Here is a 23,752-nt window from a genome sequence, read left to right as displayed (position 1 = left end):
CACGAGCATATCAAGGACGCCTTCAAGAAGAAATAAATCAAGATCGTGAAAACAATGGAAAGAAGCCTTTTCCACCGGATAAATTTGATAAAGAAATTGTGTACGTATTTATCAATAGAAGATTACTTCATTAATTCAACTAACGGATGATTTATCTCCTTACCGGGAGCTGTTTGGCGCCTCCTTTTTTTATGGAAATACAGGGTAAAATTATCATTATAACAATATTTTGGCTTTTGTTGTAAAAGAGCGTTGATTAATGGTTTAAATTAAGTAATGATTGAACCAGTTAAGAAATAGATAATAGCTTCAATGTTGTTTTTACGTTTAACTCTATTTAAACCTGAGAGGAGGGAAATTCAATGGAAAAAGAATTTCCTATAATTGAAACAAGAAGATTAATCTTACGTGAAGTAATAATAGAGGATGCTAATGATATGTTTAAATATCTATCTGATAAAGATGTAGTGAAACCTATGGGGTTAGTACCTTGCCAAACAGTAAAAGACGTATGGGATGAAATTAGGTGGTACAAATCTATATACGAAGAAGGTACAGGAATTAGATGGGGAATTACACTAAAAGATTCTGGTAAGGTTATAGGCAGTTGTGGTTTTCTTAATATGCTTACCAAACATTATCGAGCTGAAGTTGGATATGAATTAAGCAAAGATTACTGGGGAAAAGGGATAGCTAGTGAAGCATTGGAAGCCGTTGTTAAGTATGGTTATCATCACTTTCAGTTAGAAAGAATTGAGGCTCTAATTGAACCTGCTAATCTCCCATCACAAAAACTAGTAGAAAAGCAAGGCTTTAGAAGAGAGGGGTTGCTGAGACATTATGAATTTACTTGTGGTAAATTCGATGATTTATATATGTACTCAATCATAAAAAAAGATCTCAATCTTATTTAAAATATATTTGAGAGAAAGAGACTTTTAATAAGGTCAAACAACATTTCCTTTAAATTTATACATGGCTTTGTGAACTAATGTATTTAAAGTAACGGGTGCCTGATTATAATAATTAGGTTGCTAAGGCAGCCCTATAAAGTTTTAGTGATTTTTGGGTTTGGAATAGTTGTGGGTTTGGTTAGGTGTTTTTTTCTTAAATCTGAAAAGACGACTAAATAAATTATGTGAAAAAAGATTTCGGTAATTTTATTAAAGGGTTTTCACAAGAAGGTTTGTCACAGTCCGTAAATAATTGTATTTTATGAGAAGATAATTGTTCAACTACAAGAGTGCACTTGTGGTTTATTAATCGACCAATCATACACTTAAAATACAAGGAGAATCCGAAGCAAAATATAAAATGGTGAAATTATGTTGACGAATAATATGTATCCGCTTACAATGATACTTAGTTATTAGTATTTTTAGAAAATTAAAAAGAATTCTCAGCATGACAAAGGAATTCGATAAAAGAATCGGGCGCCATGGATCATGTACGCGTTTGCGGGAGAAGTCTTATTAACAAGCGAACTAAAGCGAATGAATTGGCTGTATAGAAAAGGAAAAGTCGGTTCAATGGAGCTGCAAATGTCGCCGTATATTGAACGATTGGAGTACCGGTTCGGGGTTTTAAACAGAAGCGGTTGTCTTGGGAATTAACCACATTTAAATAATTAAAAGCCTATAGTTATTTAGTGAATAGGGGGCTGTATTGACGACTGGATAAGTCTGTCAATATGGTCTCCTTTTTGTTTGTTTTTTTGTTTTAAAAAAAGAATAAGGGGTGTAGGAAATGATTATGTTAACGGGCCAGTCTTTAACAATTGAAGATGCGAAAAAGGTATTGTATGATAATGCGTTTGTCACGGCTTCAGCCGATAGTGTTAAGAAAGTGGAAAAAAGCAGAGAAGCTGTTGAAAATATCGTGAAACAAAAGAAAGTCGTTTATGGTATTACAACCGGTTTTGGAAAGTTCAGCGATGTGTTGATTGATGCAGAGGATGTAGAGCAGCTGCAGTGGAATTTGATTCATTCCCATGCATGCGGAGTAGGAGAACCGTTTCCTGAGGCTGTTTCAAGAGCTATGGTCCTTCTCCGTGCCAATGCGCTATTAAAAGGGTTTTCCGGTGTTCGTCCTGTTGTCATTGAACATTTGATCGAGCTTTTGAATGCACGTATCCATCCGGTCATCCCTCAGCAAGGCTCTCTCGGGGCGAGTGGGGACTTGGCGCCTCTTTCTCATTTGGCACTAGTTTTGATGGGTGAGGGCGAAGTGTTCTATAAAGGGAAGCGAATGGAGGCCATCATAGCTTTATCGAAAGAAGGCATTCTTCCGCTGACACTTAAAGCAAAAGAAGGTCTTGCTTTGATTAACGGAACGCAAGCCATGACGGGAATGGGACTTGTCAATTACATCGAAGCTGAACAGCTGGCCCATCAAACTGAGGCGATTGCTTCAATGACATTAGAAGGGTTACGCGGCATTGAAGACGCCTTTGATCCGGATGTTCATCTAGCTCGCGGTTACCGCCAACAATCAGAGGTCGCAGAACGGATCCGTCGCATGATCAATGGTAGCCAGCTCATCACCAAGCAAGGGGAACTGCGGGTACAGGATGCGTATTCTCTTCGCTGCATCCCGCAAGTGCATGGGGCATCATGGCAAACTCTCGATTATGTAAAAGAAAAATTGGAAATCGAAATGAATGCTGCAACGGATAATCCGCTTATTTTTGATGATGGTGAAAAGGTTATTTCAGGAGGCAACTTCCATGGTCAGCCGATTGCATTTGCGATGGACTTTATGAAAATCGCTGTGGCCGAGCTTGCGAATATTTCAGAGCGCCGCATTGAGCGACTCGTCAATCCTCAGCTGAATGATTTACCGCCATTCTTAAGTCCGGAACCTGGCTTGCAGTCGGGAGCAATGATCATGCAATATTGTGCCGCTTCACTCGTCTCTGAAAATAAAACACTCGCACATCCTGCAAGTGTGGATTCCATACCATCTTCAGCGAACCAAGAAGATCATGTAAGCATGGGAACGATTGGATCCCGACACGCCCATCAAATCATTCAAAACGTTCGTCGCGTTTTGGCGATTGAACTCATTTGTGCCTTGCAGGCGGTGGAATACCGTGGAACAGAAAAGATGGCTCCATTTACAAAAGAGTTTTATACGGAAGCAAGAAAGCTTATTCCTAGCATTACACAAGATCGTATCTTTTCAAAAGATATTGAAGTAGCGGCAAGCTGGTTATATCAAATCGATTGGAATTCATTTATTCATAGGAGCTTACCCACGACATAATATGAAGTGCGGATTAACCGAATTTTAAAATACCGGCGATTATTTTTGTTGCATAGATCCCTAAAATCCAAAAAAAGGTCTCCTCATTAAGAGAAAATGACCTTTAAATAGTAAAAATCGGAGGAAGTAAACTATTGATAGAATGATTGACTTTGCATTATTCGTGCTAGAAAAAATTGCATTATTGGAGGGGAATCGAATTTGGAAAATCAGCAATTGCAACTGCCTGCTAAAAATGAACAAAACCAGCCGTCAAATACTTTACAAAGAAAACTAAAAGCGCGCCATCTAACGATGATTTCGTTGGGCGGTGCGATTGGAACAGGGCTTTTTCTCGGCAGCGGGCCGGCCATTCACACTGCAGGACCTGGAGGGGCTATGGTCGCTTATGCTGTTATTGGTATAATGGTTTATTTTATTATGACAAGTCTCGGAGAACTAGCATCATTTATGCCAGTCAGCGGAGCTTTCAGTACCTACGCAACGCGTTTTATCGATCCAGCACTTGGGTTTGCGCTTGGTTGGAATTATTGGTTCACTTGGGCTATGACGCTTGCCGCGGAACTATCTGCCGCAACGATGGTTATGAAGTTTTGGTTTCCTCACAGCCCGTCATTTTTATGGAGTTCTTTGTTTTTAGTTTTGATATTCTTGTTGAATTACGTATCCGTTAAAGGGTATGGAGAAGGGGAATATTGGTTTTCGCTCATTAAAGTGGCGACCATCATCATTTTTATCGTTGTCGGTATATTGATGATATTCGGGATTATGAACGGAGAGGCGATTGGTTTTAAAAACTTCACAGTTGGCGATGCTCCGTTTGCAGGCGGTTTTTTGGCAACATTGGGTATTTTCATAGCTGCTGGTTTTTCTTTTCAAGGGACAGAAATAGTTGGTGTTGCAGCCGGTGAGAGTGAAGATCCGGCAAAAAATGTACCACGTGCAGTTCGCAGCATCTTTTGGCGTATTTTTTTATTTTACATCCTAGCGATATTTGTTATTGGATTGATAGTTCCTTATACAAATAGCAGTCTGCAGGGACATACGATCATGGTTAGCCCGTTTACGATGGTGTTTGAAAAAGTGGGACTGGCATTTGCTGCTTCCGTGATGAATGCTATCATTTTAACAGCCGTATTATCCGCAGGTAATTCGAGTCTTTACGTGACAAGCCGAATGTTGTACTCAATGGCAAATGAAGGGCTGGCACCGCGTATTTTTGGGAAGCTCAACAAACGCGGCGTTCCCATTTGGGGACTGGTTGTAACTTCACTTGTAGGGATGTTGGCATTTTTTGCTTCCATTTTCGGTGATGGAGTTATATATATTTGGCTAATGAATGCAGTTGGAGTCACTGGATTTATATTTTGGCTGGGTATAGCGGCAAGTCATTACCGGTTTAGAAAAGCATACATTGCTCAAGGTTTTTCACTGGATGATCTTCCTTATCTTTCAAAATGGTTTCCTTTCGGACCGATATTTTCATTTGTCCTTTGTTTTTCGGTTTTATTGGCGCAAAACTATCAAGCCTTTCTCGGAGATCACATTGAGTGGGCGAGTGTAATTGCTAGCTATCTTGGTATCCCATTATTTTTGGTGATGTGGTTTGGCTATAAATTAATTAAGAAAACTAAAGTAATTCCGTTAGAAGAATGTCAAATTGATTTCGATGAACACAGGAATGCAAAATAGGCATAAGGTCGCTTTTAATAATTTAATCGAATTAATTATTAAATAAATTAAATTTTCATTGTTAAGAAAAGTTTCCAATGATTTATGCTATTTGATGCTTTCAAATACAAATCATTTACTTATTGGCTTATAAAAAGTGAAAGAGTTTAAAAAGGGCTGCTGATGCAGTCCTTTTTTTGTAGAGCTAAATGGGGAGGGGATTTAAAGGAGTTTGCTAATATTTCTTTCTTAGTCTCTTCACACATATGAACATATATTTACCCTTGTTATCATAAAGCTGTATAAAAAAGAATGATATACAAATAAAGGGAAAAGGTACCTTGGTATCGTATAAAACATATGTAATTCGTTTTTTTACTAACCAGTCATTTGTTGCTTAAGCAACATCATTAATAGGAGTGAAGATAATGGAAGCGGCGGTAGAAAGGATTTTTACAAATGAAATGGTGGAATTGGCCGGGCGTTTTTTTCAAGTGAGTGCAGAGAGTCCAGTAAAACTTGGGGATGCAGAGAACTATGTATTTGAGGTTTACAGGGAGGGAACACCATTCATCTTGAGATTGACACACCAATCACATCGTACAAAAGAACAAGTGCTTGCTGAGTTAAAGTGGATTGAGTATTTACAAAATAATGGAAGTATCATTCCGAAAGTTATTCCTTCAACAGAAAATAACTTAGTTGAAATTGTACCGGGTCTTGATGGGACAAATTTTTATTGTTGTCTGTTTGAGAAAGCACCTGGTGTAAGGATGAAAGTAACTGATGAAAATTTTAACGAACATTTATTTTTTGAATGGGGGAAAACAATAGGCCAACTACATAAAAAAACAAAAAGTTACAAGCCTGGAACAGAATATAAAAGATTGAATTGGTATGAAGAAGAATTATTGAATGCAACACTCTATCATGTTGATGTTCCAGAGCAAGTGATACACCAACAAGAATTAATTATTAAGAAATTAAATGCTCTTCCAGTTCATCAAGATAACTTTGGATTGATTCATTCTGATATTCATCACGGCAATTTCCATTATCATGAAGGTAAGATTTTTGTTTTTGACTTTGATGACTGTTCTAACCACTGGTTTGCAAGCGATTTGGCAATACCTCTGTATTATTTTATGTGGAGCTTAGAACGTGAGGGCGTAAATGACCTCGATGGATATGCTACCAAATTTATGAGGGAATTCATAAAAGGATATGAGACAGAAAATCACCTTGCACCTGAAGATTATGAAACAATACCTCTATTTTTAAAGTTAAGAGATCTAACTTTATATAGTTTTTTCTATAAAAAGTACGATTTGAAGAATACAGATAGTCAATTAAACAAAACAGTTCAAAAAATTGAACGGAGAATAAAAGAAAGTCGTACTATTGTTCACTTCTATTCGAACGTGATTTTTTAAGATATTGATGGTTCGCATGGAACAAATAGGAATAGATAGGTAGTGGAAATTATGCAAATTAGACAAACTACTGATTATAAAAAAATTGCAAAATTAAATCAATATGTTCACAATTTGCATGCAAAACTTTATCCCAAATATTCTAAGGAATATAACTATAGTGAAATTAAAGATACATTCAAAAGTTTAATCAACAACAACAGTTTTGTTTTCCTTCTTTTAGAAGATAATGAAGAATCACTTGGTTACGTGTGGATAGAGATTAGAAACTATCCAGAAAATGTTTTTAAAAATGGTTATAATTCTGTATATGTGCATCAGATTAGTATAGTTGAGAATCAAAAGAAAAAAGGTTATGGAACGAGGTTAATGGAAGAGGTATATAAAATAGCGAAAAGGAACGGTATAGATTTAATTGAATTAGATTATTGGTTTGAAAACGATGATGCAAAAGAGTTCTATAAAAAACATCACTTTATAAAGTACAGAGAATTTGTTTATAAACAGTTATAGTTTATTGTTTAACTAACAGATGCGATACTTCGATATACGAAGGTCGCTTTTTCTTATTAAAGTAATGGGATAGGTTTGTATAAGAAGAACTTCATATTGTATCCCTTTTATTTAGACTTAAGATTTTAAAAAAATGAATGATACTAGGGGGACTATTATGAAGGTTAATCAAAGAACAACAATTATTAATGAAAAAGAAGTTCAATACACACATATTGAAACCGGAAGTCCGGTTGTTTGTTTTATGTTTTCTGGAGCGGGTTACACGTATGAGAAGCCTTTATTTTATTATTCGACAATGACAATGCTTCAGAATAAGTATGATGTCGTTCATATTCATTATTCATACGGCCAGGATATATTCAAGTTTCCATTGGAAGATATCACAAAAATCATTGTTAATGATGTCAATCCCATTATTACTGAGGTGTTTAAAAATCAACGATATCATGAAACTGTGTTTTTAGGAAAATCACTTGGTACAATTCCTATCATTAACGGTCTTATGAAAAGTGATATGTATATGAATTCTAAAATGATTTTGCTTACACCACTATTAAAGTTTGATTCATTGTTCGAAGCTTTATTAACTAGTAATCATTCAATCCTTATTGTTATAGGCGAAAAAGACCCTCATTATATTTCTAGCAAAATCCAAGTAATTGAAAATAAAACAAATATAATAATTGAAAAAGTCCCCAATGCTAATCATTCTTTAGATATTGAACCATTTAATACTTCAAGGTCCATTACAGTCTTAGAAAATGTAATGAAAAGAAAAAACGAGTTCTTAAAAAAATAATTCTTGTTAGCTAACGGGTGCGATTCTTCATAAAGAAGGATAAACTGTGTTCATTGATCTTTTGCATTAACCATCCTGCCGGCTTATATTACTCTGTTCAGTAAAAAGAAAAAAAGTAGGCATCCATGATGTGGACTGGCTACTTTTTTTTGTTTTAAAGCTGATATAGCTTTCATTATAATTTTTTACTCATGTTGTACCAAATAGCTCTTCCATGCTCTGAGCTTGAAAAACCGTTGTTGAGGTATCCATGGTTTTCATAGAAGCGAATTAAGTTCTCTTTACAAGTAAGTGTAATCGTTTCACGTTTGTTCGCTCGCGCTTCTTTTTCAAGATGAGCAAGTAACGCGGATGCCACGCCTCTTTTTTGGAAATGCGGAGACACCGCTAACCCTAAAATAGTTTGATAACCGCCAGACGCTGGGTTTACCTGTATCTCACTAAATAAATCATCTGTAATGAACGCTGTGTCAATGACTGGTCCATTGATTAAACCCGCGAGCACACCATCCTCTTCCGCTACAAAAAAACTATCAGGGATAAATTGAATGCGATTTTCGAACGCTTCCTTTGTCGCGGCCTCTTCTTTTGAAAAACAAAGATGTTCGATAACTACAAGTTCAGGTAAGTCTTCCATTTTTACATTTCGTATGTTCAGCATAACTACCTTTCCTCCTAAATAAACCATATTCTTAAATTCATTATAAAATAATTATTTAATAAATAGAGATTTAAATGTACATCCTCATCTCCTAACAGGATTTTCGTACATGAATTTATTGTAACAAAAACTAGCATGGGTTAGGCACTTGCTTTTTCTTATTCAGCTTTTGGGGACAGCTGCATAAGGAAAAAGGTATAATTTAACGGAAACCTAAACAGGCAGGTGAGACAAATGACCTTGGAGAATTTTAATGAAATGCAAGAACGTGTAGAAAATGGTGAAGAATTTAGTTTTGACTATAAAAATGAGGAATACTGGATAAGTCAAAATCCAGATGAGTACTACCTTACACGAGTTAGAGGTTCGTTAACTCAAGAATTTGATACTTCCAAAGCTCTTTTTGAAAATGGAACGATTGAGGGAAGAAAACTTTTCGAAATTTATATGGATATTGATTGGAACTAATAGTGATTTACTAAAAGGAGTACATTTTATGAAATTTACATGTCCATGCTGCGGTTATAAAACACTGAATGAAGAACCACCAGACACCTATGAAATTTGCGAAATCTGCTTTTGGGAAGATGATGGCTATCAATATAAATATCCAGATGAAGACGGCGCAAATAATATTTCCTTTAGAGAAGCACAACAAAACTTTATTAAATTAGGAGTTAGTGAAGGAGCCTTTTCGAAGAACGTAAGAAAACCAGAAAGGTCCGATATAAAGGATGGAAATTGGAAACCATTAGGACGGTATGTGTAAAAAATAGAAATACAGAGATTTTCCGTTAATAAGGAGTGGGAAATATTCGTAGCTTGTGTTCAATAATAATTTTTTTATTCATGATTGGGGGATGTTCTCAAAAAGAAATGGAATATTATTCAAATCCTAATATGGTGAGCGTAAACGATTTGATTTTACATAAAACAAAAATTGGTGACTATCAGGTGTTTGAATCTGAAAGTAAATTGTCTATTCAAGGAAATGGTGAACCATTAAGAGCAGGTTTTCGTGGTAGATGGTGGCGGCGAGGAGCGCCGCTATAGAAGTTTCTTATGCAATTAATGGGGCGTTATGTGGAAGAAGGGATTTTTTTCCCTTTGCCGAATATATAATTTTAAGGGCTCATATAAAAAGGTGTTACTACAATTGTGGTACGCCTTTTTTTGATAAACGATATAGGTGCTTAAGTTAAAGAAAAGGGGTTGAAGCGTAGCAACTCCTTCTTCTTTTTGTGCTAACCGGAAGTTACAAAGATGGGAATGAGGGGAATTTATGGACTTAAGGAAAACATCTTTGAGCTCAGGGAAAGTAAATTGTGATGGCTTTCAAGGAGATACCATTCATACAATCATCGTCAGCAGACTTCGTGCAGCCGGCTGTGTTTTCGCCGAAGATGAGACCAGGTTGCTTATTTCAGCGGCACGGACGCCAGCTGACCTTGCCGTCATGGTGGACCGGCGAGTAACCGGGTTGCCCCTCGAACACGTCATCGGCTGGGCTGAGTTTTGCGGTCTGCGGATAGTGGTGAACCCGGGAGTCTTCGTACCCCGTCAGCGCACCAAGTTTCTCGTCCGCCAGGCCGCCGATCTCACCCGACCAGGAGCCATCGTGGTTGACCTGTGCTGCGGATCAGGTGCGGTGGGCGTCGCGCTAGCCGCTGCCCAGGAACGAATCGAGTTGTACGCCGCCGACATCGACCCCGCCGCGGTGCGATGCGCTCGCCGCAACGTCATTGCCGCCGGTGGTCACGTTTACGAAGGCGACCTCTACGATTCTCTGCCCTCCACACTGCGGGGGCGCGTCGACGTTCTGGTCGTCAACGCACCATACGTACCCACCGAGGCGATCGGAATGCTCCCGCTTGAGGCCCGCATACACGAGGCAATAGTGGCGCTCGACGGAGGCTCGGACGGGCTTGACGTCCAGCGGCGGGTGGCGACCGGGGCGCCACTCTGGCTGGCACCCGGCGGCCACCTGCTGGTCGAGACTAGCGAGCGTCAGGCCCCGAAGACCGTTGAGATTTTCGTTTGCAACGGGCTGATACCGCATGTGGCCAGATTCGACGAACTGGACGCCACCGTCGTCATCGGAACCAAGCCCGACCTTCAGAGCAATGGGGCGACTAGCCCTGTCCGCAAATGAGTGTGATACATGCTTGGCATGGATCTTGTAGCCGGTGTTGGAAGTCAAAAATATGGCAAAATAAAAAAGTCGCGTAAATAATTTTAAGGTTTATGTCTACGCTTGAAAGTAAAATGGGACTAAACGAACGAGTGATTTACTTCTATTCGAGAGGGTTGCTGAGGCAACCTTTTTTTGTATGCAAAAAACCGGGCAGTTAAATTCAACAGGGGTTATAAAAGAAATAAAGGCCTTAATATCTGATGTCGTACCTCCCACACAAAAGGTAGCCTCAGATTGTAGACAAAAAGGTTGCGGAATGGTCTCATTCCGAAACCTTTTTGATTGAAGCAGTTATAGAGAGTAGTTGACCTCTCCGAGGCCATTATTTAGGCCATTTCTGGACCTCGCCAAGTCCAGTTGGCCATCTTCTTTAAATTCATGGCAGCGAAAGTAAGCATCGCCTGCATCGACAATTTTTTAAGTCCCCTTAACGTTGTCCAACGCATGCCATGCTTTTCTTTTGCATCTGTGAATACTCGCTCAATTGTTTCTTTGCGTTTCGCATAAATTGGTTTTATATCTTCGTGATGGCGAAGATGATCTGCTTCTTCCACGTATTCTTGCAAATGTGACGTGTCACTACTTTTTGATGATTTTTACTTTCGGTACATTGTGCTAAAAAAGGACACGTTGCACAAATGTGTTTCGGTGATTTGTACTCACGATAGCCCTCTTTAGTGGTTGTAGAATACTTCAACGATTCACCTGCCGGGCAAAGATACTTCTAATTTAAAACAAAAAAGACTGTTGGCAAAAGGGGTTCCATCTAAATATTAAAACAAAGTTGATTGGAACGGGTGTGCGAGACTCCTGCGGGAAAAGCGTGTCCAAGGGAGACCCCACAGGCGCAAAGGGCGCCGAGGGCGGACCGCCCGCGGAAAGCGAGTGCCCTACGTTCCAATCAACTTTCAAAATTTACAAACCCTCAAAAAGACTGTAGACAAACTCAATTATTTATCGTGTTTGTCTACAGTCTGAGCCCTTCTCATTTGAGAGGGGCTTATCCATTCTACCAACCACCCAATTTAATATATGAAATTCACATTCATTCGAATATTTGATCATTCTACACTCGATGTCGGGGCAAGGGTCTTCTCGTAATAAGAGCCTTACGATGATCAATTCTTAGATGAACTGCTGTTACTGCAGTTTTGTTTGGTAACGATAGGGGATGCTCAAACGATTCGCTAAAGAGAGCCAATTTTCAAAAAATTAATTGACGAATATCCATGGGAATATTATGATAATTCTATTAGCGTCTATTTAGCGACGTATTATTTGTTTTTAAATAGTTACCAAAATACTAGAGTCATTTAATTAATTTTAAAAACAAAGGGGATGCTTTATGAAAAAAGAAATGTCATTCGCTGTTGCAATAATACCGCTCATCGTCATGATTGTAATGATGGCTATTACGGTTGTCTGGCTGGAACAGGGTCCACATATTCCACTTATTTTAGGAACATCAGTTGCTGCTATTGTTGCTTGGAGTTCTGGATATAAGTGGAGTGAAATTGAAGAGTCTATGTACAAGGGGATACGTCTCGCTCTGCCAGCAGTCGTCATCATTATTCTGGTAGGGATGGTAATCGGGGCTTGGATGGGCGGAGGAATTGTTGCCACCATGATATATTATGGTCTCAAAATCCTCACACCTTCGTTTTTTCTTGTAAGCATCTCCGTTATTTGTGCAGTGGTATCATTGGCTATCGGTAGTTCTTGGTCAACTATGGGGACAATCGGTGTTGCTGGGATGGGGATTGGCCTAAGTATGGGGATTCCTGCGCCAATGATTGCGGGGGCCATTATTTCAGGCTCATATTTTGGTGATAAAATGTCACCGCTTTCAGACACGACGAATCTTGCATCCGGGCTGACAGGAACAGATTTATTCGTGCATATTCGCCATATGCTTTACACAACGATTCCAGGCTTTATCATTGCCTTGGTCGTGTACGCCATTCTTGGGAGGGATTTTGGGAAAGGAGATATGGATGCTGCGAATATTGAACAAACGATCCGTGTTTTACAGGATAGCTTTGTCATTTCCCCATTTCTATTGATCATTCCGTTAATCGTCATTATTCTTGTTGCTAAAAAGGTTCCAGCCATTCCAGCATTGATTATAGGGGTCTTGCTCGGTTTCTTATCACAAATATTCATTCAAGGTGGCAACGTGGCTAATGCAATAGCAGCTTTGCAAAGCGGCTTCGTGATTGATACGGGCAATAAAATGGTCGACAAGCTGTTTAACGGCGGCGGATTGGATTCAATGATGTACACCGTGTCAATGACGATTGTTGCGATGACATTTGGTGGAATCCTTGAAAACACAGGCATGCTTCAAGCAATCGTAAAGCAAATATTAAAATTTGCAAAAACATCAAGAAGCATCGTAGCATCAACGGTCTTATCATGCTTTGCGACGAATATTACATGCTCGGAACAATATATTTCCATCGTCATTCCTTCACGTATGTATGTAAAAGCTTATCGTGATAAAGGACTACACTCGAAGAACCTATCCCGCGCACTTGAGGATGGCGGAACATTGACTTCGGTATTTGTTCCTTGGAATACTTGCGGAGTGTTTATTTTAGCTACACTTGGTGTGCATGCATTCGATTATGCACCATATGCGATTCTGAATTTTATCATCCCGGTTATTTCTATCATTTATGCGATGACTGGCTTTACAATTACGAAATTGACAGAAGCTGAAATTCAGAATATCAAGAAAGAAGAGGAAGCAACTCTACCAATATAACTTGCCGACCTTTTAATGGGACATGCTCCAAAGCAAGAGCCCTTCGAAAAGAAGGGTTCCCTCAACGAGAACCTTTCTTTTTTTTGGATTCAGTATACTGGCAAATTAAGTTCATAAACAGCTCGGGGACGCCCTTTTGAATAGGTCATTTCTTCTCCAACGATGATCACATGACCATGATCGGATAGTTTTTTTAGAATTCTTTCTGTGGTACGACGGGTCACCTGTAAATAATCCTCTAGTTCAGCAGCTGTGAATTGGACGGATTGGCGGGAATGACTGAACTGGATGATTTTAGATATGTTTGCAGGGCTCAATTTTGTCTGTTTGGCCACCTGAAGAAGTTCGGGATGATCGTTTTTCAAGCGTTGCTGTTTAGTATGCTGTGGAAAAGGGCCAAGCAAATCTTTGTCTTCCGTGAAAATGTATCCGCATTTGTCATCACTATGTTTCTCAGCAAAACTGAGGGCAATCTTTGCATGTCGATCTGCATCCATAATAGTTGAACCATATCCGAAACCAATCGTGCTCTTTTTCTGAAATTGGGCAAAAAAATGATTCAGACCGTTTCTCTTCATCAATGATTCGATATCACCACGGGTGCTGTACAGTATGAAATGGCAGTCTTCAAGTAACTGGACGGAGGCTTGAATTTCATGTGCCAACCCATCTACCAGTTCATGAGCGTTCGCTTCTTCCGATATGACATAGCAAACGGCAATCTGTGAAGACCTGCTTTTAATTAGGTCTGTATGGGCTTTAATATCCTGCAGTGCTTTAAAGATGGAACTTCGAGGATCAACCATGCGCATGGCAGGTACACCAATAAGCTGCAGTTGATCAAATACAGAATGTACGCTTGTTAGTGCAAGATCAATGAAACCATCTTTCCAAAGGTTTTGATGGTAAGATGTGATCAGTGAAATGTCAAATGAGTCCTCAAGCATTTCCTGGTAATCCATGATATAGCTTGGATCCATCTCGATTTTGAGGTCAGCTAATACGTTCGTGACAATGGAGGCTTGGCTAACATCGACGGAAATTCGGTGAGGAGAGATTTTTTTATGATATAGCACGGATAGTAAGGAAGAAGCGACCGATATCTCATCTTGTGCTAAATAAAAAGAAGGAATCGGAAGATGCTCATGATATTTTTTTGAAAAATAGTACGGCAACGCCCCTGAAAACAACACAGCATCACATGGCTTTAGAGTCTTAATTAGCAGACCGGCCTCAGTAGGTTTCTGGTATATATAGGCGTCCAAGTCAATTTCAGCAATTTCGGATGTGATGGATTCAATTCTTTCGATAAATTCAGTGGAACCAATGACAGCAATTCTTGTATTCATTGTTAACCTCCAAGTGAAAGAGCTAATGTATTCCTAAATAACGGTGTATTACCGACAACTATATCAAATTCGTACAATCTTGTGAATCGAAAGGGAGTTTTAGAAATGAAAATTACAGCGATCCACCTATATGCGATCCATCTACCTCTTAAAGAGCCATTTGTGGTTAGTTACCATACTTACGAATTTATGCCATCGATTCTTGTTAAAATAGAGACGGATGAAGGGATTGTTGGGTACGGGGAAGGTGTGGCAGACGAACATGTGACAGGTGAGACATTGGAAGGGACCTACCAAGTGTTGAAAAATACGCTGGGACCCATACTGATAGGCAAGAATCCATTTGAAATCGAAAGTCTACATGATTTGATGGATAAAACGATTTATGGAGCCCCTACAGCTAAGGCGGCTATCGATATTGCTTGCTTTGATATCATGGGTAAGAAGCTGAGGCAGCCAGTTTACCAGTTAATCGGGGGACGTTATCATGATGAGTTTCCGATTACCCATGTCTTAAGTATAGCCTCTCCTGAAAAAATGGCCGAAGAAGCGGCTGCTATGGCCGAGAAGGGCTATCAGTCATTTAAAATGAAGGTTGGCACCAATGTCAGTGAGGATGTGGCACGTATTCAAGCTGTAAGCGCCCGTGTGGGTGAGAATATTGCTATACGAGCAGATGTTAATCAAGGGTGGCGGAACAGTGCGGTAACTCTTATAGCGATTGATCAATTGCGTGAATGCCAGCTTGATTGGCTTGAACAACCGGTAGCTGCTGATGACATTGATGGAATGGTTGAAATAAAATCGAAGTCTACGATCCCGTTGATGATTGATGAGGGGTTAAAGGGCACCCGGGAAATGCGTGAAATTATCCAGAAACGAGCAGCCGATAAAGTAAATATTAAACTGATGAAATGCGGTGGCATATATCCTGCGGTAAAGCTTGCCCACCAAGCAGAGCTTGCTGGGTTAGAATGTCAGATAGGCTCGATGGTTGAATCTTCTATTGGATCTGCAGCAGGATTCCATGTAGCTTTTTCCAAGAAAGTGATCACAAGCGTAGAACTCACCGGTCCATTGAAATTCTCCAGGGATGTTGGAAATCTATTCTATGATGTGCCGTATATAAGATTGACTGAAAAACCAGGATTAGGTGTACAGATAAATGAAGAAACGCTAGTTGAATTAACTGTTTTTCAGGATGTTATCCGATAAAAGGGGGAGCGACTTTGGAATTGATTTATGAGGGAACCATCAAAAAGGAAAGGGAAAATCACAAGCGCTTTGAGGTCAGAAAATTAGTGTTGGAGGATTTAATCGATATATTGCAAGTCCAAGAACAGGTCGTTCAACATTTGAACGATAAAGGTGTGCTTCAACCGCTTACCAAGGAAGAGTTTCAATATATTCTAGAAGGAAATGGACTGATGATTGGAGCATTCGTTTGTAAAGAACTAATTGCGTTCCGGGCGTTGCTGACTCCTCCTATTGATGAGGATCATCTAGGCAGAGATATCGGATTGACAGAAAACGAGCTGTCGAAAGTTATCTATCAGGAAATTTCCAACGTACTGCCTGCATACAGGGGAAATAAAATGCAACAGACACTTGCAACATTAATCATGAAGGAGTTGAACAAGCACGACTCGCCTTACCGATATGTTTGCTGCACGGTTGCGCCTTTTAACATCCCGAGTTTAAAGGATAAGTTTGCCCAGGGAATGGAGATTGCAGCATTAAAGGAGAAATATGGGGGGCAAATGCGTTATGTATTTGTCAAGGAATTGTCGGTAGTGGACGCATCTCATTGGCAGGAAATCCAGTTCATTGAGATGAATGATATTGCAGCCCAGCAAGAAATACTCGCAAAAGGTTGGCATGGATTCAAAATGGAAGAACAGGAAGGAAAACAGTTAGTCTTTTATGGCAGTAAGCATTCGAGTTAATTGGAAAACTGCCAATAGCTAGCGAGTTATTATAATATCTTTGAGTCTGTAAAGAGCAACTACATTGCTCTTTTTCTTGTTTTGGACAAATATTGCGAACATGACTTTATTTTCAATATCCTAAATAAAGTTATGCAATTCCAATTACTAATGGATAATAAAATCAACTTTAAAAGATAATAGAAATTAGATTAAGTGTTGGAACTAAGTTGTTTTTACATACCAAACCCAGTAGGGCACCATAGATGTTACTGAAGGAATTTACTATCCAAAAGAAATTTCTAGTCCCAAGTGTAGGACACCATTTGACACTTTGAGGTGCTACGTTCAAATTGTACAAACCGTTAAAAAACTGTAGACAAACTCGAATTTTCATCGAGTTTGTCTACAGTCTGAAACGCTTTAAATGGCGTTTTGTTAATGTTAGGGTTTATCTACAAGTTTTCTTAAAGCTGTAAAAATACAACACACAAAACTTCCGAATTACCCTTTGAAAGGACATTCTGCTCCTAATCTAATTTGAAAGGTGAGTTAAGAGAATTCACACTTAGGAATTGAGTGCCCTCTACTTTAATAGTCTATTCCGTTTTAGTCTCCAATTCACTATTAACTCGATATATCTTTCTAAGTCTTCCTTTAGCTGTAGGTGCTTCTTCACCAATTATTTCGGCAATCTCTTGCTCGACTAAACCATTAAGTATTCGCCGTGCGTTCCGGGGTGTCATTTTTAACCATTCTGCTAGAATTGATGCTGTTATAGAGTGGTTCCCAGTTCTTTTTTGTACAGACAAAATCTTGTTAAGTGTTGTAATCGTGACGCCACACTGTTTAAGTTTTTCACTGATTTCCTTATTCTCCGTTCGATAGCCATAAGAAATCCTTTCTTGTTCCTTAAGAGCACCTTCAATAATCCCTCTATCATCAACAAGGAATGCACAAAAAGAATCGTAATTTTGTGCATGATTTAAAGCAAGTCGTGCATTTTCTTCTGCAGTCAATGCAGTTTCTCCATAGCCGATCCCAACGTTCGATGGTAATTCCGAAATTAGAGCTAATTTTTCCAAGAGATCTCCAATTTGTTGCCCTGTTTCTTTTATGGAACCTCTAGTGGAGAAAACTACAAATGTTCCAGCCCCAAGCAGCTTCATAGCTGTCCAAAGCTAGTCTGATAGCTGCATCTCCACAAGCATGCAACCTTATTCTAAATCCTTCTTTATCTGCATTAGTTATCAACTCTTTAACCAATTCTGGCGGCATTAGGGTTTCACCGATTGTATTTGGGTTATCGTAATACGGTCCGAGTAAATAAGCCGTGTATGTAGCAGGAACGCCATCCAAAAATTGTTTCAAACCAGAAAAATTTAATTTTTCTGAACAATATTTATCTCTAAGTTTCTTAACATAACCAAACTCTCCGGTTAAAGTGGATAAAAAATCGATTCGGACTGAAAGGTCTCCTTTTTATTTCGAACAGCTCATAAATTTCCAAATCCCCCATATCAAATCCAGGCACAGGAAACATATCGCCCCCAGAAGTCACTCCATATTTAGCGGCCATCTTTAAAAAACTTTGAAAAACACGGACACGTTGCTCAAATGGAAATTCAAATGCTTTTTTAGCCAGCCCAAGGGCGGTTTCATCCAGTACACCTGTTGGCTCCCCGTTTTCATCTCTAATGATTTTTCCAAAAGGGGGATCTGGGGTTTCACGATTTATTCCAAGTACTTCTAGTCCTTTGCTGTTCAGCCAAGCTCCATGGGCATCCGCATTCAGCAGACAAACGGGTTGATCGGGGAATACTTTATCCAAGAAAATCTGTGGGGCAATTCTGTTTTTCCCAAAATAAGTGGTACCATCTGAAGCCTAATATCCATTGATTTTTCTTATTATCGCTTTTTTCATAGTGTTGTTTTAATAAATCCACTGCTTCTTCCTCTGAAGTTGCGCTGCTTAGATCAGGATAATGCTAGACGGAAAACTTATTCCAGAACAGTATGACCGATACGAGATACTAAACGTCAGGGAAGGTATAGATCCAAATGATACTAAGGATTACCAAGAGCTTATTAATAAATTGAGTATGTCGATTAATCGGCCAAAATGAATTTGAAATAAAAAACTATGAAACAATGTAAGTGCATCCTTTCTGAGATTGAAAGAATGTTACGTATTCTAAAATTTTCTCCTTCATTAGAACGAAATTCAAAGTATAAAAGTGAAAATATTTAAAGAGAACCTCTGATTTAAAATTTTAAAATGTGGCGTGCTAAATGAGCCTCCTCCCCCCTTAAATTAATATGAGGAGGGAGAAGGTGCAATAGTGACCGAATTGAAGAAAATGGATATAAAACTTTAAAAGAAAATCTTTGCCTTGATTGCAAAAACCTTTTAAAGTTTTCGAATTAAATAAAAGTACGTTGTAATTCAGCAATATAGTTGAGCTCCGTTCAATGCAGAAAACTCCGTAGTTTCAGTCTCATTTTTCTATCCTAGTTTATAATGTTGTAGGGATCTGAGCACCGCCGGATGAATCTCTATAGAATAAATGTTTAGTTTATTTTAAAATAGACCACGATAGAATATGTAATTCAGCATCCCAAAATAACTGCGGTGGTATAGGAATTACAGCCATTTGCTCCGGTAGAGGCCAAGGAGACACAGTTATGTTTGTAGTGCATGATAAATAACGCCAATTAAGCGCGCCATTTTCTTGGAGCGCTTAATTGGCGTTTATTCATTAAAATCAGATATCCGTCGAAAAAATTGATTACAGCTTATTTATTGAGAAATTTTTTCTGGTTTTTTGAATAGTCGTTGAATCTGCTTCATCCGTATGGGCTAGCATTTATATTTCTGAGATCTTGCAATAAAAATAAGCAAAAATCTCCTTATTAATCTTGACTTTGTAACATTTATTTCATATTATGATTTATAATGAAATATTTATTTTAATAATAAGAAAATTTACTATTGGCTAGAACAGGAAGTGAATGAGAAGCTTGAAATGATGGCTGGTGGAAGCGCTTTCAAAGTGTATACCTTATTATCTTTTATCTTCTTATGGTCGGGCCTGGACCTGGTTGCTTAATCAATTGAATATCTGGGTTTGGTCTGAAAAATCTCCACATTTAATAGAAGTTTGTTTAATTTTAAAAAATCTCTTCTATTTATTTAAAAATACTTCGCATGAGAAAAAATCTATATAAAGGGGAAATTAATTATGATACTACATGACAAAACTTTATTATCAGAAAAAACAAAAAAATCAGCTGAATTATTTGAAAAAGCTTGTGAAGTGATTCCAGGCGGTGTCACAGCACATATTAAATACTTCCCGCCACATCCACTAATGATGGAAAAAGGAAAAGGCAGTAAGTTATATGATGTAGATGGTAATGAATATATCGATTATTTATTATGTTATGGAGCTCTTATTTTAGGTCATGGTCATCAACAAGTATTTGATGCTGTGACAAAACAAATGATAGAGTCTGGAACTACTATATTCGGTACGCCTCACAAGATGGAAACAACAATGGCGGAAAAATTAGTAGAGCTATATCCTGGTATTGAAATGGTTCGTTATACGAATTCGGGCTTAGAAGCTACACTTCTTGCAATTCGTACCGCGGTGGCTTATACCGGAAAACCGAAATTGGCGAAGTTTGAAGGACATTATCATGGAGGATATGATCAAGTATTAGTGAGTGTTAACCCTGATATGGATCAAGCAGGAAACGCAACAGCTCCTAAAGCAGTTGGAGAATCAAGAGGAATACCAGATTACTACATTGAAAATACTGTCATTCTTCCATTCAATGATTTGGAATCTACCGAAAAGATTCTACGTGCCCATGCACATGAAATAGCAGGTGTTATTTTAGAGCCAATTCAAGGAGGGTTCATTCCTGCTGAACAAGAATTCATGGAAGGGCTTCGTAGAATAACAGAAGAACTTAATATAGTGCTTATATTTGATGAAGTAAAAACAGGATTCAGGATATCAATTGGGGGAGCTCAAAAAGTATATGGTATTAAACCGGATATTACTACCTTAGGAAAAGTACTGGGTGGCGGATTCCCAGTAGGGGCCATTGGAGGTAAAAAAGAAATAATGATGATTAGCTCAGCTAGAGGCGGACGAGATATTTTAACAGCCGGAGCAGATAATACAAATAAACAAAATCCTTTATATCATAGTGGAACATACAATGGTCACCCAACCATATTGGCCGCCGGATTAGCAACTATTGACTTATTAGAACAAGAAGAAACGATGGAAGACTTGTTTGCAAAGACGCAATCTTTACGTAAGGAACTTGAGATTGTATATAAAAAACATGGCTTAAACATGCAAACAGTCGGTATGGGCAGTATCTTTAACATTATCTTAGCCGAAGGCCCGATTAAAAATTATCGTGATATGAGCAGGGCAAATACGAAATTAAGAAAAGAGATTGACTATGAGTTATTAAAATTAGGTATTTATACAAAGCCGCTTAATCGTTATTCGATGTCTGTCGTACACACGGAGGAAGATATTCTTCGAACTGTGGAAGCGCATGATGAAGCCATTGGACGGATCCTGAAATAATTCAGTTTAACTGAGTGTTAGATGAAAAGAAAAAGGACCGATCAAAGCGATTTTAATTGATCGGCCTTTTTTAATTCCACCATGGTACTTGCAATTAACTTGACAAAAAAGGATGAAGAAACCTATTGTTAAATTATAATCATTCACAAAAAGGAAATAGATACTCCTTCAATACATAAATATAAATAAAGGGGCGCTCTTTTTAATGTCAAACGTCTATCAAAACATCGCTGGACAAATAGGGGAAATGAGCAAGTCCCACGTGAAAATAGCTACATATATATTAGAGAATCAAACGACCGTACCTTTTTTTACAGTTGGGAAATTAGCAAAAATGGCTGGGGTCAGTGATGCCACCGTTGTGCGGTTTGCAACTTCGCTTGGCTATTCAGGCTATCCAGAGATGCAGCAGTATATGCAGAATTCTGTAAAGCAGCAGCTGACAACGACAGAGCGATTAAAGATGTCCCAAAAGGTTTACAATAAAGAGTCTTCAGGAGTATACGAAGTTTTCCAAGATGACATCGCAAACATAAAATCCACTATGGAGAAATTGGATGAAGATGCATTCCATGAAGCGGTGAAATGCTTATTACAAGCGAGAAGAGTATATGTTATCGCAAACCGCAGTGCCACTTCCTTGGGCGTGTTTTTAGAATATTATCTTCAAATTGTTTTAAATAATGTGGAACTTCTGCAGTCATTAGAGAATTCATCGGAAAAGTTATATAATTTAAGTGAGGAAGATGTAGTGATTGGTGTCAGTTTTGATCGATATACGAAAAGTACCATTCAAATGTTTTCTTTTGCAAAGGAAAAAAATGCGACAACAATTGCCATTACTGATAATTTACTCTCACCGCTTATTCCTCATGCGGACATTCCGTTGACAGCATCCAGTCAGATGCCTAGCTTTATTGACTCTTTTGTTGCACCATTAAGCTTGATTAATGCTTTGATTATGTTTGTCGGAAAAGAGAAGCAGGAAGATATACACGATCGATTAGAAGTTTTAGAAGACATCTGGAGTCATTTTGATGTTTTTCAAAAAAAGAAGATGCAATAGAAAGAAGCCTTACTTTTTCCAATGTGGAAGAGTAAGGCTTTTTTAAAATTATCACATCATAATATTCTGCCTTATTTCAATGGAGGCAAATTGCTGGATAGTTTACTTTTATCCTCTGCGCTATTAATTTTCTTATTTCCGAAGAAATGAGTCAGCACAATGATTACTCCCGTTAATAATAGTGTTGAATAAAGTTGGCTTCTTGTAGAATCAATAAAAGCCATGGAAATCAATATGATGGAAATCCCCAGGATTGTTGCATAAGTCAAATATGGGAACAACCACATCTTCACTTTAAGAGCATCAGGATTCTCTCTTTCTAATCTTTTTCTCATCCTCAACTGAGAAATGGAGATAACCAAATAAACTAGTAATATAATCGCTCCTGATGAATTAACTAGAAACAGAAAAACTAATTCAGGAGAAACATAACTCATCACTACAGCAATATAAGAAAATATGGTAGCTGCAAAAACAGCTCTAGCAGGTACGCCATTATTATTCAACTTACTAAAATATTTAGGGGCATCCCCTTTTTTGGCTAAAGAGAAGAGCATTCGGGATGTTGTATATAATCCAGCATTTAGACATGATAAAACAGCTGTTAGTACGATGAAATTCATGAGGTGAGCTGCAAAAGGAATACCTAGGTTCTCTAAAACGGAAACAAATGGACTCTGTAATACATTAGCAGAATTCCAAGGAAGTAATGTCACAACTACGGCTATTGAGCCTACATAAAAGATTAAGACACGCCATATTGTACTATTGATAGCTTTAGAAACAGACTTAACAGGATCCTTTGATTCTGCAGCTGCAATAGTCGCTACTTCTGTACCGGCAAAAGAGAAAAATACAGTGATGACTCCCACAAAGACGGAGCTAACACCATTAGGGAAAAATCCCCCGTTTTGTACAAGGTTAGATATTCCAACAGCCGATTCTCCTGAAAATCCGAATATATAAGATACGCCTAAAATTAAAAAGGCGATGATGCTCGCTACTTTAATCATGGCAAACCAGTATTCAAATTCTCCAAAGGATTTCACTGAATAGATATTTGTTAAAGTCAATGCGATTGTCAAGGCCAAAGCAAGAAACCATAAAGGGATACCTGGATACCACATATTGATGATGGCTGCACCTGCAATGGCTTCAATGGCAATAACGACAACCCATTGAAACCAATAAAGCCACCCAACTGTTGTACCTGCCCAAGGGCCAATTGCGTCTCGAGCATATTCTGAAAATGAACCGCTTGATGGATTGGAAGTGGCCATTTCACCTAGGCTCTTCATAATCAAGAACACTAAAACACCGGCTATTACATACGAGACCAAGATGCCAGGCCCGACCTTATGTATGGCAGCGCCGCTACCTACAAAAAGACCAGCACCAATGACGCCTCCGATAGCAATCATTGACATGTGACGAGAACTGAGTGATTGTTCTAACTCATTCTGTTGTTTTTTCATGTAAGACCTCCCTGAA

The 23,752-nt window shown here is 38.5% G+C and carries 22 protein-coding genes and 1 pseudogene; 16 read left to right on the top strand and 7 right to left on the bottom strand.

Going from position 1 to position 23,752, the window contains the following annotated elements:
* The first annotated feature begins 362 nt into the window (after positions 1–362).
* From ACQKMR_RS24205 to ACQKMR_RS24175, 7 genes are all read left to right on the top strand, one after another.
* Positions 363–914 carry a GNAT family N-acetyltransferase gene (locus tag ACQKMR_RS24205; protein ID WP_427699572.1) on the top strand — a complete coding sequence of 184 codons (552 nt, stop codon included), beginning with the start codon at positions 363–365 and terminating at the stop codon, positions 912–914.
* Between the two features lie 531 nt (positions 915–1,445).
* Positions 1,446–1,613 carry a hypothetical protein gene (locus ACQKMR_RS24200; protein WP_427699571.1) on the top strand — a complete coding sequence of 56 codons (168 nt, stop codon included), beginning with the start codon at positions 1,446–1,448 and terminating at the stop codon, positions 1,611–1,613.
* Between the two features lie 133 nt (positions 1,614–1,746).
* On the top strand, positions 1,747–3,264 hold the full coding sequence (gene hutH, locus ACQKMR_RS24195) for a histidine ammonia-lyase (protein ID WP_427699570.1): 1,518 nt from the start codon (positions 1,747–1,749) through the stop codon (positions 3,262–3,264).
* A 294-nt stretch (positions 3,265–3,558) separates the two neighbouring features.
* On the top strand, positions 3,559–4,956 hold the full coding sequence (locus tag ACQKMR_RS24190) for an amino acid permease (RefSeq protein ID WP_427699573.1): 1,398 nt from the start codon (positions 3,559–3,561) through the stop codon (positions 4,954–4,956).
* 407 nt (positions 4,957–5,363) lie between these two features.
* Complete coding sequence (locus ACQKMR_RS24185) at positions 5,364–6,368, top strand: phosphotransferase enzyme family protein (protein WP_427699569.1); 1,005 nt, start codon at positions 5,364–5,366, stop codon at positions 6,366–6,368.
* Positions 6,369–6,419: 51 nt separating this feature from the next.
* Entirely contained in the window at positions 6,420–6,881 is a 462-nt protein-coding gene (locus ACQKMR_RS24180) for an N-acetyltransferase family protein (RefSeq protein ID WP_427699568.1), read from the top strand.
* 157 nt (positions 6,882–7,038) lie between these two features.
* Positions 7,039–7,683, top strand: coding sequence for an alpha/beta hydrolase (locus ACQKMR_RS24175; RefSeq protein ID WP_427699567.1), 645 nt, complete (start codon positions 7,039–7,041; stop codon positions 7,681–7,683).
* 175 nt (positions 7,684–7,858) lie between these two features.
* Here ACQKMR_RS24175 and ACQKMR_RS24170 read toward each other — a convergent pair whose 3' ends face one another.
* Positions 7,859–8,344 (bottom strand): GNAT family N-acetyltransferase, encoded by a 486-nt coding sequence (locus tag ACQKMR_RS24170; RefSeq protein ID WP_427699566.1) that lies wholly within the window; start codon positions 8,342–8,344, stop codon positions 7,859–7,861.
* 234 nt (positions 8,345–8,578) lie between these two features.
* On the opposite strand from ACQKMR_RS24170, the gene ACQKMR_RS24165 reads away from it, so the two are divergent.
* From ACQKMR_RS24165 to ACQKMR_RS24150, 4 genes are all read left to right on the top strand, one after another.
* On the top strand, positions 8,579–8,812 hold the full coding sequence (locus ACQKMR_RS24165; RefSeq protein WP_427699565.1) for a hypothetical protein: 234 nt from the start codon (positions 8,579–8,581) through the stop codon (positions 8,810–8,812).
* Positions 8,813–8,840: 28 nt separating this feature from the next.
* A complete protein-coding gene (locus ACQKMR_RS24160) occupies positions 8,841–9,113 on the top strand; it encodes a CPCC family cysteine-rich protein (protein WP_427699564.1) in 273 nt (90 codons plus the stop codon).
* Positions 9,114–9,166: 53 nt separating this feature from the next.
* Positions 9,167–9,397, top strand: a complete 231-nt coding sequence (locus ACQKMR_RS24155; RefSeq protein ID WP_427699563.1) for a hypothetical protein — start codon at positions 9,167–9,169, stop codon at positions 9,395–9,397.
* A 229-nt stretch (positions 9,398–9,626) separates the two neighbouring features.
* Entirely contained in the window at positions 9,627–10,496 is an 870-nt protein-coding gene (locus ACQKMR_RS24150) for a putative protein N(5)-glutamine methyltransferase (protein WP_427699562.1), read from the top strand.
* A gap of 368 nt (positions 10,497–10,864) precedes the next feature.
* On the opposite strand, the pseudogene ACQKMR_RS24145 reads toward ACQKMR_RS24150, so the two are convergent.
* Positions 10,865–11,259 (bottom strand): annotated as a pseudogene (locus tag ACQKMR_RS24145) (transposase); the annotation flags it as partial.
* 624 nt (positions 11,260–11,883) lie between these two features.
* Here ACQKMR_RS24145 and nhaC point away from each other — a divergent pair.
* On the top strand, positions 11,884–13,305 hold the full coding sequence (gene nhaC / locus ACQKMR_RS24140; protein WP_427699561.1) for a Na+/H+ antiporter NhaC: 1,422 nt from the start codon (positions 11,884–11,886) through the stop codon (positions 13,303–13,305).
* Between the two features lie 89 nt (positions 13,306–13,394).
* On the opposite strand, the gene ACQKMR_RS24135 is transcribed toward nhaC, so the two are convergent.
* Positions 13,395–14,654 carry a transcriptional regulator gene (locus ACQKMR_RS24135; protein WP_427699560.1) on the bottom strand — a complete coding sequence of 420 codons (1,260 nt, stop codon included), beginning with the start codon at positions 14,652–14,654 and terminating at the stop codon, positions 13,395–13,397.
* A 105-nt stretch (positions 14,655–14,759) separates the two neighbouring features.
* Between ACQKMR_RS24135 and ACQKMR_RS24130 the strand changes: the two genes are divergently transcribed.
* Positions 14,760–15,869, top strand: coding sequence for a mandelate racemase/muconate lactonizing enzyme family protein (locus ACQKMR_RS24130; RefSeq protein ID WP_427699559.1), 1,110 nt, complete (start codon positions 14,760–14,762; stop codon positions 15,867–15,869).
* A gap of 14 nt (positions 15,870–15,883) precedes the next feature.
* Positions 15,884–16,600, top strand: a complete 717-nt coding sequence (locus ACQKMR_RS24125) for a GNAT family N-acetyltransferase (RefSeq protein WP_427699558.1) — start codon at positions 15,884–15,886, stop codon at positions 16,598–16,600.
* Positions 16,601–17,178: 578 nt separating this feature from the next.
* Here ACQKMR_RS24125 and ACQKMR_RS24120 read toward each other — a convergent pair.
* From ACQKMR_RS24120 to ACQKMR_RS24110, 3 genes are read right to left on the bottom strand one after another with little or no spacing between them, the layout of a single operon-like run.
* Complete coding sequence (locus tag ACQKMR_RS24120; protein ID WP_427699557.1) at positions 17,179–17,664, bottom strand: hypothetical protein; 486 nt, start codon at positions 17,662–17,664, stop codon at positions 17,179–17,181.
* Between the two features lie 40 nt (positions 17,665–17,704).
* Entirely contained in the window at positions 17,705–17,950 is a 246-nt protein-coding gene (locus ACQKMR_RS24115; protein ID WP_427699556.1) for an amidohydrolase family protein, read from the bottom strand.
* 46 nt (positions 17,951–17,996) lie between these two features.
* Entirely contained in the window at positions 17,997–18,410 is a 414-nt protein-coding gene (locus ACQKMR_RS24110) for an amidohydrolase family protein (protein ID WP_427699555.1), read from the bottom strand.
* A gap of 1,411 nt (positions 18,411–19,821) precedes the next feature.
* Between ACQKMR_RS24110 and ACQKMR_RS24105 the strand changes: the two genes are divergently transcribed.
* Entirely contained in the window at positions 19,822–21,195 is a 1,374-nt protein-coding gene (locus ACQKMR_RS24105; protein WP_427699554.1) for an aspartate aminotransferase family protein, read from the top strand.
* Positions 21,196–21,400: 205 nt separating this feature from the next.
* The gene (locus ACQKMR_RS24100; protein ID WP_427699553.1) at positions 21,401–22,261 is read left to right on the top strand and encodes a MurR/RpiR family transcriptional regulator; all 861 of its coding nucleotides are present in this window, start codon (positions 21,401–21,403) and stop codon (positions 22,259–22,261) included.
* A gap of 71 nt (positions 22,262–22,332) precedes the next feature.
* Here the strand turns inward: ACQKMR_RS24100 and ACQKMR_RS24095 are convergent, their stop codons facing one another.
* Positions 22,333–23,736, bottom strand: coding sequence for an amino acid permease (locus tag ACQKMR_RS24095; RefSeq protein ID WP_427699552.1), 1,404 nt, complete (start codon positions 23,734–23,736; stop codon positions 22,333–22,335).
* Positions 23,737–23,752: the final 16 nt, after the last annotated feature.

It is taken from the genome of Peribacillus sp. NPDC096540, from assembly GCF_050278525.1.
Taxonomy (GTDB): Bacteria; Bacillota; Bacilli; order Bacillales; family DSM-1321; genus Peribacillus.
Note: the sequence above shows the minus strand (reverse complement) of the source record. Positions and strands in the feature narration are given on the sequence as shown.

Coding starts and splice junctions, on each gene's coding strand:
- ACQKMR_RS24205 (WP_427699572.1), top strand. CDS start 363: ATGGAAAAAGAATTTCCTATAATTGAAACAAGAAGATTAATCTTACGT.
- ACQKMR_RS24200 (WP_427699571.1), top strand. CDS start 1,446: ATGTACGCGTTTGCGGGAGAAGTCTTATTAACAAGCGAACTAAAGCGA.
- hutH (WP_427699570.1), top strand. CDS start 1,747: ATGATTATGTTAACGGGCCAGTCTTTAACAATTGAAGATGCGAAAAAG.
- ACQKMR_RS24190 (WP_427699573.1), top strand. CDS start 3,559: ATGATTTCGTTGGGCGGTGCGATTGGAACAGGGCTTTTTCTCGGCAGC.
- ACQKMR_RS24185 (WP_427699569.1), top strand. CDS start 5,364: ATGGAAGCGGCGGTAGAAAGGATTTTTACAAATGAAATGGTGGAATTG.
- ACQKMR_RS24180 (WP_427699568.1), top strand. CDS start 6,420: ATGCAAATTAGACAAACTACTGATTATAAAAAAATTGCAAAATTAAAT.
- ACQKMR_RS24175 (WP_427699567.1), top strand. CDS start 7,039: ATGAAGGTTAATCAAAGAACAACAATTATTAATGAAAAAGAAGTTCAA.
- ACQKMR_RS24170 (WP_427699566.1), bottom strand. CDS start 8,344: ATGCTGAACATACGAAATGTAAAAATGGAAGACTTACCTGAACTTGTA.
- ACQKMR_RS24165 (WP_427699565.1), top strand. CDS start 8,579: ATGACCTTGGAGAATTTTAATGAAATGCAAGAACGTGTAGAAAATGGT.
- ACQKMR_RS24160 (WP_427699564.1), top strand. CDS start 8,841: ATGAAATTTACATGTCCATGCTGCGGTTATAAAACACTGAATGAAGAA.
- ACQKMR_RS24150 (WP_427699562.1), top strand. CDS start 9,627: ATGGACTTAAGGAAAACATCTTTGAGCTCAGGGAAAGTAAATTGTGAT.
- nhaC (WP_427699561.1), top strand. CDS start 11,884: ATGAAAAAAGAAATGTCATTCGCTGTTGCAATAATACCGCTCATCGTC.
- ACQKMR_RS24135 (WP_427699560.1), bottom strand. CDS start 14,654: ATGAATACAAGAATTGCTGTCATTGGTTCCACTGAATTTATCGAAAGA.
- ACQKMR_RS24130 (WP_427699559.1), top strand. CDS start 14,760: ATGAAAATTACAGCGATCCACCTATATGCGATCCATCTACCTCTTAAA.
- ACQKMR_RS24105 (WP_427699554.1), top strand. CDS start 19,822: ATGATACTACATGACAAAACTTTATTATCAGAAAAAACAAAAAAATCA.
- ACQKMR_RS24100 (WP_427699553.1), top strand. CDS start 21,401: ATGTCAAACGTCTATCAAAACATCGCTGGACAAATAGGGGAAATGAGC.
- ACQKMR_RS24095 (WP_427699552.1), bottom strand. CDS start 23,736: ATGAAAAAACAACAGAATGAGTTAGAACAATCACTCAGTTCTCGTCAC.